The sequence below is a fragment of the Nonomuraea sp. NPDC002799 genome (assembly GCF_053592075.1).
In genome coordinates this window covers 13,776-29,719 of the sequence record NZ_JBSFVA010000048.1, presented here as the reverse complement: position 1 = coordinate 29,719, position 15,944 = coordinate 13,776, and the positions used below count along the sequence as shown (strand labels likewise).

The window sequence follows — 15,944 nt, the reverse complement described above, 5'->3', positions numbered from 1 at the left end:
CTCGTCAGCGCGTGCGCATTCGTCGGTGAGTGCGCGGCCTCAGTCTCGGCTCGCGGGGACGCGAATAGTGTCAGAGGAATCCCAAGGAATGCGCCGGATGTCAGGGAAATCCCAAGAACCCAAGGGCTAACACGCGCGTCGATCCGGGTCGTACAATCCGGTATGCGGATCACCATCATCGAGGATGACGACCGCGTGGCGCGGGGCCTGGTGACGGTCCTGACCCAGGCGGGGTTCGAGGTCCACCGCATCGCCACCGCCGCCGAGGCCGTGCGCGCCGCCCCGTCCGACGTGGTCCTCGTCGACCTGGGCCTGCCCGACGGCGACGGGCTCGACGTGATCCGCAAGCTGCGTGACCGCCCGGAGACCGCCGTCATCGCCGTGACCGCACGGTCGGAGGAGCACGAACGGGTCCGTGGCCTGCGCGCCGGCGCCGACGACTACATCGTCAAGCCGTTCGGCATCCCGGAGCTGCTCGCCCGGATCGACGCCGTCCTGCGGCGCACCCGGGTGGCGCGCGCCCTGAGCCATCCGGACGAGCCGCTCGTCCTCGGCCCGATGCGGATCGGCGTCGGCACCCGCGAGGTCACCGTCGACGGCACGCCCGTGACGCTGACCCGCAAGGAGTTCGAGCTGCTCCTGCTGCTGGCCCGGCGGGCCCCCAACGTGGTGAGCCGCGACGTCATCCTCGACCAGATCTGGGGCGCGACCTGGGAGTCGTCGAGCCGCACCCTGGACACCCACATCGCGGCGCTCCGCCACAAGCTCGGGCCGGCCGAGCTCATCCGCACGATCCACGGGGTCGGCTATCGGCTCCTGGCCGACCGGCCGGAGCTGATCGGCTGACGCGCCGTGCACCGCCGCCTGCTCGTCGTCCTCGTGCCCCTCGCGGTGCTGCTCGTCGCGGCGCTCGGGGTGCCCCTCAGCGTCACCGTGGCCGAACGGGAGATGCAGGAGACCTACGTCGACCGGCTCAACGACGTCGGCCGGTTCGCCTCGCTGGCCGAGACCGCGCTGTCGACCGGGCGGATCGAGGCGCTCCAGCAGGAGCTGGCGCGCTACCACGAGCTGTACGGCATCCCCGTCGCGGTGATCGACACCTCGGGCACGGTGCTGCTCGGACCGGCTGGCGCCTACCAGGAGGCGGCGCGGGCCGAGCCGGCGCTGCCCCGGATCGTGACCGCGGCGCTGGCCGGGACGCGGCCGGAACCGGCCGGGGAATGGGCGCCGTGGGACGACTCCGCACTCGTGGTCGCGGAGCCGGTGGGCCGGGACAGCGAGGTCGTCGGCGCCGTCGTGACGATCTCCGACCTGTCGAAGACGCGCCGGCACATCCTCGTGCGCTGGGCCCAGCTCGCCGGGCTCGGGCTGCTGCCGTTGATCGCGCTGATCGCCGTCGCCTGGCCGGTGTCGGCGTGGGTGTTGCGGCCGGTGCGGAAGCTGGACGCGGCGAGCTCGCGGATCTCGCGCGGCGACCTCACGATCCGGGCCGACGCCGAGGCCGGGCCGGTCGAGCTGCGGCGGCTGGCGCAGACGTTCAACACCATGATGGACGCGGTCGAGAACGCCGTGCAGCGGCAGCGGGCATTCGTGTCCGACGCCTCACATCAGTTGCGCAACCCGCTGACCAGCCTCCGGCTCGCGGTGGAGAGTCTAGAACCGCATCTGGGCGGGGCCGGCAACGGGCGGCAAGTGTACGACGTCGCCGTCGACGAGCTGAAGGCGATGCAGCGGCTGCTGAACTCGCTGCAGGCCAGTGCCCGGATGGAGAGCATCAGGACGGCGTCGCCGGTGGACCTCGACGCGGTGCTGGTGACCCGGGTGGAGCGGTGGCGGGCGTTGACGGCGGCGGCGGGGCAGACACTGGCGGTCGACGTGCCGCCGGGGTTGCGGTTGCTGGAGCCGACGGGCGGGCTGGGGAGCATCCTGGACGAGCTGATCAGCAACGCGTTGCGGTTGTCGGACGCGCAGGTGGTGGAGGTGACCGCCCGAGTCGTCCCCGGCGGTGCTGTTGGCGGTGGCGCCGGGGATGGCGGCGCCTTCGCGGCCGGAGGGGTGGTCACGATCGTTGTCCGTGACGACGGCCTGGGGATCGACGCGTCCGAGCGGGTCCAGGCGCTGCGGCGGTTCTGGCGGTCGCCGCGGCACCAGAACGTGTCCGGGACGGGCCTCGGACTGGCGATCTGCGCCGACCTGGTCGGGGCGGCCGGGGGCGAGCTGCGGCTGGAGGAGGGCCTGCCGCGTCCGGACGGGTCCGGGCACGGGTTCGCCGCGGTGGTCGCGTTGCCGGTCGTTCCGAGGGCGGCGTCCGGCGCTGAAGTAGGTCCGGACCGTGCACCGCCCCACCCGTGCCCTCCTTGACTTCGAGACCGTCCTCCTGCCGCTCGACCGGCACCGGGCGCTCGCCTGTCCCGGTCAGCGCTTGCGGTCGCGGAACCAGGCGGCCGCGCCCGGATGCAGCGGGATCGACGCGGTGGAGATCCCGGTCCGCACGTTGATCTGCCGCGCTTCTGGAACGGCGTCGGCGTCGGTCTGGGCGTCGGCGCGGCCGGCGGAGGTGATCGTGCCGGTGTGCGTGAAGATCGTGTCGGTGATGGCGTGGACGAGGTCGTCGGGCAGATCGTTGCGTACGAGAAGCACGTTCGGCACGGCGACGGTCCGGGTGGCCGGGACACCGGCGTAGGCGGTCGTGGGAATCTTGGCCGGCGTGTAGGGGCCCGGGAACGCCGTGATGAGCGCGTCCGCCTGTGCGCCCAACGGGACCAGCCGGATCGCATGCCGCTGCGCCAGCTCCGTGATGGCGGGTGTCGGGACGCCGGTCAGGGAGAACATCGCGTCGATCTCCCCGTCGAGCAGCGCCGCCGCCGACGCGGCCTGGCTGAGGTACCGGCCGTCGGCCCGCACCCGGCCGAGCTCCAGAACCCGCAACGACGTGAACTCCGTGCCCGAGTCGCGGGCACCGAGAGATATCCGCTTGCCCGCCAGGTCCCGGAACTCGTCGATCGCCGAACCGGCCATGACCACGAGATGCAGATGACTGTCGTAGAGGCGGCAGATCGCCGAGAGCTCCTCGGGCGCGCTGCCGTCGGTCATGATCAGCGCGTCCAGGCTCGTCAGCCCCAGGTGCACCTCGCCGGCCCGCAACATCCGGATGTTGTCGGTGGACGCCCCGCTCGGCACGGTGCTCACCGTGGCGCCCGGCACCTGCTCGGAGATGTGCCCGGCCAGCGCGCCGCCGATGCGCCGGTATACCGCCCCCGCCGGCCCGGTGGCCAGCCGCAGGTGAACCTGGTCGGCCTCGGGCTCCCCGGAGCACCCGGCGAGCAGCCCGCCGGCGCCCAGGAGCACCGCCCGGCGGCTGAGCCGTGACTCCTGGTTCAGCACCATGCCGAGATGATACGGACGACGGCCGCCGATGACCTCAGCGGCTCAGCCGGGCGTTGCTTTCCTCGTCACGCCGATCCGTCGCCACGATGGCCGCGATCAGTACGGCTTCGCCCGCGTTGCCCAGGATGGGCCACACCACGGCGGCGCCCGCGGTCACCAGGAGAACGGCCGCGCCCGCGAAGAGCCAGGGTGTGCGCCGCCGTACCCAGAGCATGACCCCAGCGGCCAGCAGGATCACGGTGGTGACCAGCGCCGCGACCGGCGGCCCCGACGGATCCGCGGAGACGTAGCGCAAGGTGTCCGACCACCGGCGGGGCTCCAGCCGCAGGTCCGCCAGGGCCACGGCGTCGAAGACGATCAGTGCCCCGGCCAGGACCCAGGCCGGGATGACGAGCCCGCGGCGCACGAGGCCGGCCGCGTGCACGATGAGCAGCGGGGTGAGGACGGCATGGGCGGCGAAGCGGCCGCTGTTCAGCATGTCGAGCGCCGGTCCCGCACCGATCAGCCGCCCGGCTCCGACGACCGCCGAGTCGTAGGCGACACCGAGTGCGACCACGAACGGGATCCACCGTCCCGAACGCGCCAGTCGTACGGCCAGAACCGCCTGAAACACAGCGAGCCCGCCGTACAGGACCGAGATCATGACCTATGACCTCTGTGGTCGGCGAGGGCGCCGGCGGCCCGGTCCGGCGCTTCCAGCCCACGACGTCCCGGCGGCCGGAGAGCTCCGGCGAACCTCAGCAACACGACCTGGCCCAGCACGATCGCCTCCTCGCTCCGGCAGCGTTGATGGAAACCTCGTTTCTCCACGCGTAACCGCGAGCATGCCCCGGCGTTTGGCATTTGCCTAGTCCCCTGCCGCTGGCTGTTGCCATGGGAGAACCACCGTTTCCACAATCCAGATGACAGTCGCCCTCGCGTGAAAGCTGGTGAAGCATCATGCGCTCCTGGTCGATCAGGCTCTGCGCGACGCTCCTGATCCCGTTGTCGCTCCTCACGTCCGCCCCCGCCGGGGCCGCCGCCGACCTCTCCGCACCGGGCGCGCACGCCGCCGGCTACGCCGACGTCAGCGTCTCCGCCTCCGGCCGCTCGTTCGGCGCCCGGGTCTACTACCCGGCGACCGCGGCCGGCAGCGGCACCACCGTCGCCGCCGGGCAGTTCCCGGCGGCGGCCTTCGGCCACGGGTTCTTCCAGAGCATCAGCAAGTACGCCTCCCTGGGACGCCACTGGGCCTCCTGGGGCGTCATCACGATCATGCCGACCTCACAAGGCGGCCTGTTCCCCAGCCACAGCGCCTTCGCCGACGACCTGAACGCCGCGCTGACCTGGCTGGTGGCGCAGAACACGACCGCCGGGTCACGGTTCAACGCCCACGTGCGCACCAACCGGCTGGGACTGTCGGGTCACTCGATGGGCGGCGGCGCCAGCGTGCTCGCCGCCGCGCGCAACCCCTCGGTCCGAACGGTGACGAACCTCGCCGCCGCCGAGACCAACCCTTCGGCCAAAGCCGCCGCGGCGACCACGTCCGTCCCCATGCAACTGGTCGCCGGTTCGAGAGACACCGTCGCGGGCCCGTCCGGCCATCAGATCCCCATCTACGAGGCCAAACTCGCTCCCAAGCAGCTCCGCACGATCGTCGGCGGCTTCCACTGCGGCTTCACCGACTCCGGCGGCCTCGGCTGCGACAGCGGCTCGATCACCCGGGCCGCCCAGCAGGAGATCACCCGCCGTGTGACCACCGCCTGGCTGCTGTACTACCTCCACGACGACACCGCCCAGTACGACGCCGTCTGGGGTACGTCCGCCCAGACCGACCCGGCCGTTCAGTTCCTCGGCGTTCAGTGACCGAACCCCGGCGCACCCGCCGCCGGACCGACCCGGCCGTTCAGTTCCCCGGCGTTCAGTGACCGAGCTCCGGCGCACCCGTCCCGGTCTGGGGCGGGTGCAGAACCGGTGGCCACACGCCGGGCACGAACAGGCCCAGCACGAACGCCCGCCCGGCCAGCGCCGACCGGCTTTCGGCACCGAGCTTGGCGCGCAGCCGTACCAGGTGGTAGTCCACCGCCTGACGCGTCAGGTACAGCCGCCGGGCGATCTGCGCGTTGGACGCGCCCGCGGCGACCAGCCGCAGCACCTCACCCTGGAGCGAGCCCAGCGCGGGCGCCACGGAGGAGATCTCGTCCAGCACCGCCACGGCGCGCCACGGCAGACCGTCCGCCCGCTGTTCGACGGAGGCGCTCACCCGGGCGGAGATCACGGCGCCGCACCCGCGGACGAGCCGCAGCCGCGTCCGGTAGACGGCCAGCTGCCCGAAGGCCAGCATCCGCCAGTGGGCCCGCTGCGCGTCGATCTCGCCGGGCGCGAGCAGCTTCTCCGCCAGGATGCCGTCCAGTTCCTCGGCCGTACGGGCCATCGCCGCGTGGAAGGCGGGATTGCTCTCCCTGATCCGGCCGAGCCCGTCCACCGCCGCGATGGGGATCCGGGCGCGTTCGAAGTACACCTGGTACGGGCCCTTCATGACCGCACCATAATCTTCCCCGAGCCTTCCATCCATGGCCTTGGGGCCGACTCGTGACCGAAGCCCGTCCGAAGCCGCAGCGGACGACCGGGACGGCTGGCGGCAGAGGCCTCGACGCGGGCCACCTCATCATTCAGACTGCCTTTCATGGCCTTGATGGTTAATCAGGGGTGCATCGGCAATTCCCGATCGGGCCGGCGGCATCTGTGGCGAGCGCCTGAGAACCGGTCCAATCCCCCTGTACCCTTCGGTGATCTGAATGGCCCGCGAGAATGGCATGGGGCAGCCGGCACTGCACATCGGCCGACCACTTAGAGGAGATTTTCATGGATGCGAGGCTCCGACCGATTCGCGAAGCGGACATACCGCATATTGAGACTGGAGCCTCTACGCCAGAGGGCCTGGGGCCTCTTCAGTGGTTCGGGCACCGTACATTCGTCAAACTGAGAGAAAGAGTGGCGAAAGACGGATTCCTAGGTTCAGAAGACGGCTCTCTTGTCGTTGAGTCAGCAGGCGCCGTCGCTGGTTGGGTCACGTGGTCCAAGCATTTTTGGGGGCCGGAGACAACCTCCTGGAGTTGGACGATCGGCATCATACTCTTCCCGGAGTTCCGTGGCAGGGGCATCGGAACCGCTGCCCAGAAGGAGTTGGTCGACTACCTTTTCGCCCACACACTGGCGGAGCGCATCCAGGCGGCCACGGACATCACCAATCTGGCGGAGCAACGTGCTCTTGAGAAGGCCGGGTTCCAACGAGAGGGCGTGCTGAGAAGAGCGCAATGGAGAATGGGAGGATGGCACGACCAGATTCTCTACGCGGCCTTGAGAGAGCGACGGGACCAGCCGATCGACGGCGAGCGGTAGCGTCGCTGCGCGGCGGTGTGCGCATCAAATGCCTTGCTTCTGCTGAGCACGGCGGAATTGTGCGACACTACGCTGCGCCACGCTCGGCAGGCGCATAGCGGGCGAAATCGCCTACCCGTACCGCCTTATCGACGCGGCCAAGAGGATCCTGCATTACCTGCGCCCAATCCAAATGGCCCTCGTTCTGCGGTGCTGCTTGCCTTTCAAGGCCGGCGCTGTGGAGGCGGTTCTGGACGGTGCACAGATCTCCGTTCCGGCTCGGGCGCACTCAGGTGACCTGTCGCCATCCGGACGCGAGCGGTGCCCACTCATCGAGTTGGGCGAGGAGTTGCGACTCGGTTCCGGCCGGCAGCAGGAGCAGGCACCGGTCGAGGCCGGCGTCGGCGAGCGCGTCGAGCAGCCGGCGGTCCGGCGGGGTGTTGAACACCGTGATCGGGATCGGTCCTCGGCCGGCGTCGGCAGCGCGCCGGCGTAGTGCCGCGGCACGCTCGCGCAGTTCGGCTGCGTCCGCGAGCCCGCCGCACTGCGGGAACCAGCCGTCGCCGAACGCGAGCACCCGATCTTCGGCGCCCGGCCCGTTGCCGCCGACCAAGACCGGTGGATGCGGCCGCTGAAGCGGTTTGGGCCACGACCAGATCGGCTCGAAGTCGACGTACTGCCCGTGGAACTCGGCCTCGTCTTCGGTCCAGATCCGGCGCATGGCCTGCACCCGCTCCGCGAGCAACGCCATCCGGGTGCGGGGCTCGGTGCCGTGGTTGGCCAGCTCCACGCGGTTCCAGCCGGCGCCGACGCCGAAGAGGAACCGGCCGCCGGACAACCGGTCAAGGCAGGCGACCTGCTTGGCCGTCACGATCGGGTCCCGCTGGGTCACCAGGCACACCCCCGTACCGAGGGTGAGCGTGCGGGTGACCGCGGCGACCGCGGACAGCGCGACGAACGGGTCGTAGGTTTCGGCGTAGGCCCGGGGAGAGCTCCCGTCCGGCCGCCGGCTGTGCACGGGGATATGGGTGTGTTCCGGAAAGAACAGTGACTCGAAGCCGCGTTCCTCAACCGCGCGGCCGAGCGCGTGAGGCTCCATGCCGTACGCGCCGGCGAAAGTGGTGATTCCGATGTCCACCCCGCCAATCTAGGAGGAGGTTGCCGCGCACGGAAACGGGTTTCCTGCCGCAAAGACCTCTGTCGCGGGCCGAACACACGTCCGCGGCGGGACTCCGCCAAGCAGTCGTCGCCTGCCGGCCCGCCGCACAGGGCCTGATCGCGACCAACTTGCCGTCGGGCGCCCTTGATCGGCCGGCTGTAGGCTGCGGGCTTATGGCTGAAGGACATCTGGATGGCAGGTTGGCACAGGCGAGTCACTTACTCGCCAAGTGTGAGTTCTTGCTCAGGCATTCCGATGGTGCGCGGGAGAACGCCGCATTGCTGGCCGGTGCACGACGCTGCTGTGATGAGGCCGAGGAAGAGGCGACTCCCGGCGACGCGGAGACCGCCGCCACCATTGCCATCCTGCGTTCGATGGCCGCGACGTTCTCCCTGCGGCATACCGTGATGTTCACCGTGCGATGCGATTTCGACGATGACGATGGCCCCATATTCGATGGAATGAAAGAGCATGACGAGGAACAGGTGACTCGTCCACTCGCGGAGCAGGCAGCCCATGCCTCGCGGACGGCTCTGAGCGCCGCCCCCGAGGACCCCCTCGTGCCGTTGTATCTGGGGCATGCACTCACCTGGTCGGGCGACCGCGAAGGTGCCGTCGCGGCGTACGAGGAGACGCTGCGCAGGGATCCTCGGGACGGCTGTGCCCAATCCAGCCTGGAATACCTTGAGGCGGGTGCCAACAGCCGGCCGTTACTGAACGACATGAGTCGAGGACGTCACGGGTTCGCTCTGCTCCGCGGCTGTTACTGGATATCCAACAACGATTGGGACAGAAAGCTTCTATCATTCGGATCTATCGCTGATGCGCATACGCACATCAACAGCAAGCTCAGCACCTATTTGACGGAGGACGATGCGGAGGACGAGGATGCGGAGCTGGTTCTGCACATCCATCGACCCGGGCAGCACATCGCCGAATACGACCTGAACGCTCGCATTCAACCAAGGTCGAATGACAAGCCGTTGCGTATCGACTGGTCGGACATCCCGATACTTGAGCCGCTGGAGTCGCCGCTTCCGCTGGGACGCCCACTCCGAATCGACGGCCATAACTATTTCTACGGCGGCGGAGAGTAGCCGCCGTACCCCGGCGAACTCACCGTCCAGGACGTCCAAGGGCGGCTGAACAAGCCGCGCCGGTCCTGCCTGAGCAAGGACGGTGCGCGGCCCGACAGGGCAGTACGCGAGTTGGTCAACGCGTCGTCAGAGCTGACGTGGTGGGTTGCCCGGAAGCGGGCGAAGCTCTCGCTCTGCCCGGCGGCGATGGCCTCAGGTCCGACCAGTGACGCGCCATTGGGCCGCGTCACGCGGCCACCGGCGGTGAACACCGCCTCAATGGCCGCGCGGTCGAAGCGCTTGTCGTCGATCGTGCTGAAGTAACGACTGACGAGGCTGCTGATCTCGTCACGATCGGCCAGTTCCGCGACAGCGGTCGTCATGACCGGCCCTTCGGGTTGCCGCCGGCGGCGGGCGGCAACATCTTGCGGTGCTGCTCGGTCAGGCGCTGCTGCTCCTGACGGCTCAGTGCGTTCCATGCGTCTTCCTTCTTCCGGCTGAGCGCGGCGAAGTCCTCGTCGCCCAGATCGCGTACCCGCCGTTGTAGCTGTTCCTTGAGTTCCGCGAACTGCGTTGGGGTCATCGGCTCGTTCATCGCAACGGTCTCCTCGATGATGTGCAGGAGCTGCGGGACGGAGGGTTCGGTGTTCCGGCCCAGGTCGGTCAGGGCGTCCAGTAGCCGGGCGCGCAGGTCGCGGGCATTGCGGATGCGCTCTTCCACGACCTCGAGCTGGTGGCGAAGCAGGCCGGTCGGGTCGGGCTCGCCGTCCAGGAGCGTCCCGATCTCCTCCAGCGAGATGCCCAGGCTGCGCAGCGCGACAATGCGATGCAGGCGCCGGACGTCGCCGCTGGTGTAACTGCGATGCCCGCCCTCGGTCCGCGACAGCGGCGACAGCAGGCCGAGCCGGTCGTAGTGGTGCAGCGTCCGGACGGTGAGCCCGGTCTCGCGGGCCAGCTCCCCTATCCGCCATGTCCGCTCGGGTCGTGACATGCCTCCCCCTCGCTTGGTGTTGCCTGATCGAGCCTAGAACCTGACGCAGCGTCAGGTTCAAGTGCTGCGAGAGCCGCGCGAGGCGCTGATCCGCTGCGTCGGCACCTCGGCTCCTGAGCCTGCGCCCACCTCAAGAACCGCCTCCCCAGAAGGCAGCCTTTGCTGTGGCGCCAGTCCTTGTCCTGATAAGACGGGAGATAATCGGCGCTCTCAGCTGCCTCAATCCCGGGCGAGTGGCGTGCGGAGAGGTGCCGGACGCGTGAGACACGAGGAGAACATGAGCCAGTATTTCCGGGTCGGCGATCAAGTCCTCTGGAACCCCTCGACCCGAGTTGCCGGCCTGTTCTTGCGGTCTGCGGAGGCGCTTGCCCCCGAGACGGGGTTGCCCACGGGACTCGGCCTCATGGCGAGCGTGACCTGGTACGTGATGTCGAGCGATGGGTGACCCTCTCGGCGCGGCACGCTCGGGCGATGCCACGCTGAGGTTCCTCCGACCCCTGACCGCTCCCGTCTCCGGTGCCGAGTCGACCGCGTCCCGGTGAATGAAAATTTCACCCGTCACGCCAGGCATTACGGCTTCGCGGGACTGATCCCGACCTGCTGGCACGCCTGGCCTACTCTCGCGAGAGCTGCCATGGCACACGATAAGGCCAGACCGAATCAGTGGCTCACCATCGTCTCTCTGGACGCCTGGAGGTCCCGACCATAGTCTCCGTGCGCGCTCCGCCGACATCACGAAAGAGATGAGGGTTGGAATTGACACGTTCCACAGCACGTCGCGCGGTCACCTCCGTCGCCATCGCCATCGCCACGCTCGCGGCAATCCTGGTGCCCGTCGCTCCCGCGCACGCCGCCTACGGCCCAGACCAGACCGTGTCCCTCACGGTGAACTCGAACGCCGGCCCGTCGATCATGCTCGCCCAACTGACCGGCACGCTGGCGTTCGACGACGGCAACACGAAGTTCAGGTACGCGCTCCAGTTGTGCTGGGGAAGCGGGTCCTACCCCTCGCCGAACTTCTACGTCTCCGTCAACGGCAGCACCACCTTCTATCCGACCCAGACGGGCACGGCGCCCGCTCCCCCCGGGTGCCAGTTGTCGCTCTTCGTCTACAACGGTGAATACACCCACTCCACCACCCTCACGAACGTCACCTTGTACGTGTCGGGCGGCTGGTTCTATCCCGGCAACAATTACAACAGCCGCACCAAATCCGTGACCTACGACAACCCCTACAACTGATCCGGCCGAGAAGCGCGAGCACATCGCCACCCGGCGTACATACCTGGGACACGACCTCCGCCTGCGCAGGATGGCAACCGAAACGTGCACCACTTCTGGACAGGCGCCGTGCAGCCTCGCTCAGGCAGCGTGTACGGACAACCTGCCGGCACCGGAATACTGATATATGACTTCCAGCGGAAGAAAGATCGTAGTCGCTCAGACAGTCAAGCACCCTCGCCGACGACCTTCGGCGAGAGTGCGTCTGGGCGTTGGAGCCGATCGACCAGACGGGCCCCCGAGCTTGCGCTTTTCAGGTGTGGCGAGGTGCCGAAAGCACCCTGGGTGCGGTCTTGGTAGCCGACGTTGCCGTCAGGGTTCCGCCGTCACTCAGCGAGGAACCACCTGAACGCGGACGCCTGGAAGATCATCGAATGCGGCCGAGGCGTCCATTGTGACCACAGTTCTCGCAGTGGCCGCGGCCGTCGCTGCGAGACGCTTCGGTGGCAGTCATCACCTTCATAAAATCAGATATCTGATTCAGTCCACTCGTACTTCGGCCCAGCGGCGATCAGTCTGAGAGAAGCAGCACCGCCAGGCACGCCGGAACACCGATCACCACGATCGCCCACCCGGTAGTGAAGGCGATCCCGAGTCCTCGCCTGCACGGATCCGCCGAATCCGTAAGCCGGGCAGAGGCGATGACGCCCATGACGAGCACGGCCGGCGCGCCGGCGTACAGCAGCCACGGACTGTCTGTCAGGGCGGCGCAGAAGACGGTCAGGTAGATCAGGTATCCGCCCACCTGGCCGATGGTGAAGACGAGCAGGACAACGGTGACGAGAACGAGGCCGGCGCTTGCGCCGAACCAGAACTGCACCCGCGAGGACGATCTGTTCATGGTCGGCATCGTCGCTCAGTGGACGCTATTTAGCAAGATAGCTATTTAGCAACTTAGCTATCGTGCTAGCCTATGGACCATGACGGATTCCGTGGACGAGGCCAGTGCCTTCCGGGCGCTCGCCGATCCCACCCGGCGCCAGATTCTCGAAGACCTGCGCGACGGCGAGCTCTCGGCCGGGCAGATCACCAGCCGGTTCTCCATCAGCGGCCCGTCCATCTCCCGGCACCTCGGAATCCTCAAGGGCGCGGGCCTGGTCACCGAGCGCCGCGACGGCAACCGCATCCTGTACACGCTCGCCGAGGAGCGCCTGGCCACCTGCGTCGGCCGATTCCTCAGCGCCGTCTGCCCCGAGCAGATCGTCCTGCGCCACACCAAGTGGGATCACCCCCCGGAGGAGAACAAAGCGTGAGACGACCCCGCCTGCCCAGCGCGTCGCCGGCGCGGCCTGTTGAGAACGCGCAGGTGACCCCACATCGCCAAGATCACGAAATGTCCTCGAAGCACTAGACGTGGGCAGCCTTGATCTGCTTTGCTCCAGCGGACCGTCTGCCCCGCGCGAGCTCGCGATGCCTCACGGGAGGCGGCGTCCCCTTGGTCAACCGAAAGAAGCGCATGCAGATTCGTAGCAAGGTTGCCGCCGCAATCGGCGCGGCCGTAGTTCTCGCCTCGCCTGTGGTCACCGCCGCGCCCGCCAGCGCGGCCGGCCCCTGCGGAAGCGGCTACAGCCGGGTCGGAAGCTATAGCGTCATGGACGGAGGCACGAGGAGAGGCACCCTCGAAGTTCATTACAACGCCGGCACAGGCGTGAATTGCGCGCTCACCTACGGCTATGGCAGCTATTACGGCGCAGAAACCCTCAAGAGGGTAAGTGTGAGCCGGACAGATCAACCGGGCTATTACGACGCGGACGAGGGCTTCTACAAGTATTACGCGGGACCGGTATACGTCCACGCCAACGGCTGGTGCATCAACCTCAGCGCGCAGGCAGGCGTCGCCACACGCACGCTCACGGGCGTTCACTGCGGCTAAGAAATCTCGGCTCCAGCGTGCAGTCGAGGATTGGCCAGGCGCGCCATGCACCATCCGATCGCCGACGGGCCTGAGGCGCGGATAGGACGCACGGCCACCGCGACATGAAGCGCAGAACAGGGCGCATTCCAGCCGGAATACGCCCTGTTCACCGAATGGACCGCTCAAGGAAGCTGTCGTCGCCGGCGCGACCATCGCCATCGTCTCGTTCAGTCCGCCCGCGCGGCGTGGAGCGCGGTGAAGGCCAGGAGGGGGGCGGCGGTCCGCGGCGGGTCCTCAAGCATGGGTGAGTGTCCGACACCCGGCAGCAACTCGACTCTCGCGCCCGCGACGGCGCGGTACAAGGCGGCGGATGAGGCTCGCCACCTCTCATCCTGCTCGCCGAAGATCACCAGCAGTGGTTTGCCGAGTGCCGTGAGCCGATCCGGGGGCGGACGCTGCTTCAGGTAGTCGTCGGACGCCCCCGAGGTCGCGGTGAGTGCGTGGTAGGTCATGCCGCGTACATCGTCGACGAGCCGCTCCGGGATCTCGAACCCGGTGGTGAACGCGGTGCTCAACCCCTTGCGGATCAGCCCGGCGGTCCGAAAGCGCCACAGCAGTTGCCCCACCACGGGAACATCGATGAGCCGGCCGACGAACCCGTCCGAGATGAAGGCGTCCATGCGGGGTCCGGTGTCGATGAGCGCCAGCGCGGTCACCAGGTCGCCTCGCTGCTCGGCGAGGGCGGTGGCAACGGCGCCGCCGGTGGAATGGCCGACCACTATGGCGTGCTCGACGCCGAGCCGGTCCAGTGCCTGGCCGACCCGGCGTCCCTGCTGGGGGATCGCGTACCACCGCCGGCCGCCGTCCATGGGCGCTGGTGGCTTGAACAAATGTTCCGGCCGGCCGGCCCGCGTAGCATGGCATGATGCGATCCGCCGTGGACAAGCGGGACGATACGGCAGTGTGGGACGTCGAACGCCCCGCGCGGCCCAGCCAGGTGGCCGGTGTCAGCATGGCTGGGTTCCGTGACCGTGGCATGAGCACGGTTGGCCACCGGGCGATCCCGCACCCGGCCGTGACCATGGCTCTGGAGTTCGGCGACGGCCCGCTCATCGTGGACGATGCCGCAGGGCGGCAGCAGCAGGGAAGTCTCGTCGCCGGGCTCGGACTCGGATTCGGACCCGGCGCGGTTCGGATACGGGGTGCGAACTTCGAGGCCATCCAGGTGCGTCTGTCCCCGGTACTCGCACGTGCGATTCTGGGCGTCTCCCCGGCCGATCTGGACGGCGCCGTGGTGGCCCTGGGTGACTTGTGGGGCCGGGAGGCGTCGCGGATCAGTGAGCAACTGAGCGACGCCTCGTCGTACGAGGAGCGGTTCGCGTTGACCGACGCGTTGCTCGCCCGTCGGTGTGAGACGGAATCGCCGGTAGATCCGGAGGTGGCCTGGTCCTGGAACCGGATCCTCGCCGGCCGCGGTCAGGTCCGGATCGGCATGCTGGCAGCGGAGGTCGGATGGAGCCGCAAGCGCCTGTGGTCCCGGTTCCACTCGCAGATCGGCCTGCCGCCCAAGCGCGCCGCGAAGCTTGTCCGCTTCGACCATGCCGCCCACCGCCTGGCCGCGGGCGAAGGAGCGGCCAGGGTCGCCGTGGAGTTGGGCTACGCCGACCAGTCCCACCTGCATCGGGACGTCATGGCGTTCACCGGGACGACCCCGGCGACCGTGGCTGGTGAGCCGTTTCTGGCGGTTGACGACTTCGCATGGCCCGGCCACGAAACATCTGCCAACTCGCAACCCAGCAGGTTCAGGATGCCGCGCGGCCTGTGAGTCACAACGACCCGGTTCATAGCTCAGCCGCTTACCACCTGACGCACCGGGCGGCGAACCGCCGGAGGCATTGTCGGGATTCTCAGAGACTGCGCGGCATGCCTGTCTACGCTTCTCCTACGTCGCCCATATCACGGCCGTTCCCGTCACCATGACGTAGCCATATTCAGAATACGGAGCAATTTTCAATCCCAGGATGGCGTGCGCGTCTTGGGATTTTGCATAGTCCGACAGACTCTTGATTGCCGTTCCCATGTGATTTTTCGACATGGTGTCTGAGTGTGCCCAGACTATCCAGGCGCTTGCCGCCACAGCGTCGGGCATGTCCGGAGGAGCGTCTGTTGTATAGATGGGGAGTAGATTATCCACGTGGCAAGCTTGGACGATCACACACAGCCTGGCCACTACTTTCCCGAAATCGCTGCCTGATCAGTGTCTGTCGGCTTCGTACGCCATGATGGGCGCGCTTGCATCAAGTACGTTCCCCGTCAAGGAGTGCCATGGTCGTCATTGAATGGCCCGGAATCGGACGGGAAGATCGGGCGGACTCTGAACCGGCGCACTCCCGGCTTGAGGCGGTCGCGGAACTGACCCAGCGCATCCAGGACATCGGCGCCCTTGCCGATGATGACGACGAGCATCCCGGCCGTACCGTGCTCTGGACAGCCGTCTTCGCCAATCGACCAGACCGCGCGCGCGTCCTGGTCGCCGCCGGAGCGGACCCGCTGAGGCTCCCCGAACGGGATGGGCGGAAGTGACCATGGATCCGTACGCCGCGCTGGTCGAGGCCGGGTTTCCGGCAGAGGGGTTCTGCCTCACCTGGTGCGAGAACCGTGACATGCAGGAGGTGGCCCGCCGGTTCGGAGCGGATGCGGAGGTCGGCCTGTGGGCCGGTCCGGAGGAACTGGAGGAGTTGGAGGAGTTGGAGGAGTTGGAGGAGTTGGAGGAGTTGGAGGAGTTGGAGGAGTTGGAGGAGTTGGAGGAGTTGGAGGAGTTGGAGGAGTTGGAGG

21 protein-coding genes are annotated in these 15,944 nt (G+C 68.1%); 12 read left to right on the top strand and 9 right to left on the bottom strand.

Annotation, left to right across the window (positions count from 1 at the left end):
• Positions 1 to 162 precede the first annotated feature (162 nt).
• Positions 163 to 846, top strand: coding sequence for a response regulator transcription factor (locus ACWD0F_RS45965; protein ID WP_449888557.1), 684 nt, complete (start codon positions 163 to 165; stop codon positions 844 to 846).
• Between the two features lie 6 nt (positions 847 to 852).
• Positions 853 to 2,361: an ATP-binding protein gene (locus ACWD0F_RS45960; RefSeq protein ID WP_449888555.1), complete on the top strand. Its 1,509-nt coding sequence runs from the start codon at positions 853 to 855 to the stop codon at positions 2,359 to 2,361.
• A gap of 54 nt (positions 2,362 to 2,415) precedes the next feature.
• Here ACWD0F_RS45960 and ACWD0F_RS45955 read toward each other — a convergent pair whose 3' ends face one another.
• On the bottom strand, positions 2,416 to 3,387 hold the full coding sequence (locus ACWD0F_RS45955; protein WP_449888553.1) for a TAXI family TRAP transporter solute-binding subunit: 972 nt from the start codon (positions 3,385 to 3,387) through the stop codon (positions 2,416 to 2,418).
• A gap of 34 nt (positions 3,388 to 3,421) precedes the next feature.
• Positions 3,422 to 4,030: a hypothetical protein gene (locus tag ACWD0F_RS45950; RefSeq protein WP_449888551.1), complete on the bottom strand. Its 609-nt coding sequence runs from the start codon at positions 4,028 to 4,030 to the stop codon at positions 3,422 to 3,424.
• Between the two features lie 296 nt (positions 4,031 to 4,326).
• Between ACWD0F_RS45950 and ACWD0F_RS45945 the strand changes: the two genes are divergently transcribed.
• Positions 4,327 to 5,232, top strand: coding sequence for an alpha/beta hydrolase family protein (locus ACWD0F_RS45945; RefSeq protein ID WP_449888549.1), 906 nt, complete (start codon positions 4,327 to 4,329; stop codon positions 5,230 to 5,232).
• Positions 5,233 to 5,287: 55 nt separating this feature from the next.
• On the opposite strand, the gene ACWD0F_RS45940 is transcribed toward ACWD0F_RS45945, so the two are convergent.
• Positions 5,288 to 5,905 (bottom strand): LuxR C-terminal-related transcriptional regulator, encoded by a 618-nt coding sequence (locus ACWD0F_RS45940; RefSeq protein ID WP_449888547.1) that lies wholly within the window; start codon positions 5,903 to 5,905, stop codon positions 5,288 to 5,290.
• 326 nt (positions 5,906 to 6,231) lie between these two features.
• On the opposite strand from ACWD0F_RS45940, the gene ACWD0F_RS45935 reads away from it, so the two are divergent.
• Entirely contained in the window at positions 6,232 to 6,768 is a 537-nt protein-coding gene (locus ACWD0F_RS45935) for a GNAT family N-acetyltransferase (RefSeq protein WP_449888545.1), read from the top strand.
• Between the two features lie 268 nt (positions 6,769 to 7,036).
• On the opposite strand, the gene ACWD0F_RS45930 is transcribed toward ACWD0F_RS45935, so the two are convergent.
• Positions 7,037 to 7,885 carry an LLM class F420-dependent oxidoreductase gene (locus ACWD0F_RS45930; RefSeq protein WP_449888544.1) on the bottom strand — a complete coding sequence of 283 codons (849 nt, stop codon included), beginning with the start codon at positions 7,883 to 7,885 and terminating at the stop codon, positions 7,037 to 7,039.
• Between the two features lie 20 nt (positions 7,886 to 7,905).
• Between ACWD0F_RS45930 and ACWD0F_RS45925 the strand changes: the two genes are divergently transcribed.
• Positions 7,906 to 9,003 carry a hypothetical protein gene (locus ACWD0F_RS45925; protein ID WP_449888543.1) on the top strand — a complete coding sequence of 366 codons (1,098 nt, stop codon included), beginning with the start codon at positions 7,906 to 7,908 and terminating at the stop codon, positions 9,001 to 9,003.
• Here the strand turns inward: ACWD0F_RS45925 and ACWD0F_RS45920 are convergent.
• Positions 8,985 to 9,365 (bottom strand): nuclear transport factor 2 family protein, encoded by a 381-nt coding sequence (locus ACWD0F_RS45920; RefSeq protein WP_449888542.1) that lies wholly within the window; start codon positions 9,363 to 9,365, stop codon positions 8,985 to 8,987. The genes ACWD0F_RS45925 and ACWD0F_RS45920 overlap by 19 nt on opposite strands.
• Entirely contained in the window at positions 9,362 to 9,973 is a 612-nt protein-coding gene (locus ACWD0F_RS45915; RefSeq protein WP_449888540.1) for a MerR family transcriptional regulator, read from the bottom strand. The genes ACWD0F_RS45920 and ACWD0F_RS45915 overlap by 4 nt, the downstream gene beginning before the upstream one ends.
• A 277-nt stretch (positions 9,974 to 10,250) precedes the next feature.
• Here ACWD0F_RS45915 and ACWD0F_RS45910 point away from each other — a divergent pair, with 277 nt between their 5' ends.
• A complete protein-coding gene (locus ACWD0F_RS45910) occupies positions 10,251 to 10,418 on the top strand; it encodes a DUF6086 family protein (RefSeq protein ID WP_449888539.1) in 168 nt (55 codons plus the stop codon).
• Between the two features lie 305 nt (positions 10,419 to 10,723).
• Entirely contained in the window at positions 10,724 to 11,215 is a 492-nt protein-coding gene (locus ACWD0F_RS45905) for a hypothetical protein (RefSeq protein ID WP_449888537.1), read from the top strand.
• 550 nt (positions 11,216 to 11,765) lie between these two features.
• Here ACWD0F_RS45905 and ACWD0F_RS45900 read toward each other — a convergent pair.
• Positions 11,766 to 12,074, bottom strand: coding sequence for a hypothetical protein (locus tag ACWD0F_RS45900; RefSeq protein ID WP_449888535.1), 309 nt, complete (start codon positions 12,072 to 12,074; stop codon positions 11,766 to 11,768).
• 100 nt (positions 12,075 to 12,174) lie between these two features.
• Between ACWD0F_RS45900 and ACWD0F_RS45895 the strand changes: the two genes are divergently transcribed.
• Both ACWD0F_RS45895 and ACWD0F_RS45890 read left to right on the top strand, forming a co-directional pair.
• A complete protein-coding gene (locus ACWD0F_RS45895; protein ID WP_449888534.1) occupies positions 12,175 to 12,507 on the top strand; it encodes a metalloregulator ArsR/SmtB family transcription factor in 333 nt (110 codons plus the stop codon).
• Between the two features lie 203 nt (positions 12,508 to 12,710).
• A complete protein-coding gene (locus ACWD0F_RS45890; RefSeq protein ID WP_449888532.1) occupies positions 12,711 to 13,127 on the top strand; it encodes a spore-associated protein A in 417 nt (138 codons plus the stop codon).
• Positions 13,128 to 13,336: 209 nt separating this feature from the next.
• Here the strand turns inward: ACWD0F_RS45890 and ACWD0F_RS45885 are convergent, their stop codons facing one another.
• A complete protein-coding gene (locus tag ACWD0F_RS45885) occupies positions 13,337 to 13,999 on the bottom strand; it encodes an alpha/beta fold hydrolase (RefSeq protein ID WP_449888531.1) in 663 nt (220 codons plus the stop codon).
• Positions 14,000 to 14,046: 47 nt separating this feature from the next.
• On the opposite strand from ACWD0F_RS45885, the gene ACWD0F_RS45880 reads away from it, so the two are divergent.
• A complete protein-coding gene (locus tag ACWD0F_RS45880; protein WP_449888529.1) occupies positions 14,047 to 14,934 on the top strand; it encodes a helix-turn-helix domain-containing protein in 888 nt (295 codons plus the stop codon).
• A gap of 117 nt (positions 14,935 to 15,051) precedes the next feature.
• Here ACWD0F_RS45880 and ACWD0F_RS45875 read toward each other — a convergent pair whose 3' ends face one another.
• On the bottom strand, positions 15,052 to 15,303 hold the full coding sequence (locus ACWD0F_RS45875) for a hypothetical protein (protein ID WP_449888528.1): 252 nt from the start codon (positions 15,301 to 15,303) through the stop codon (positions 15,052 to 15,054).
• Positions 15,304 to 15,434: 131 nt separating this feature from the next.
• On the opposite strand from ACWD0F_RS45875, the gene ACWD0F_RS45870 reads away from it, so the two are divergent.
• Positions 15,435 to 15,692, top strand: coding sequence for a hypothetical protein (locus ACWD0F_RS45870; RefSeq protein WP_449888526.1), 258 nt, complete (start codon positions 15,435 to 15,437; stop codon positions 15,690 to 15,692).
• 2 nt (positions 15,693 to 15,694) lie between these two features.
• Positions 15,695 to 15,944, top strand: a 250-nt coding sequence (locus ACWD0F_RS45865) for a hypothetical protein (RefSeq protein WP_449888524.1), incomplete at its 3' end; no start/stop codon positions are given.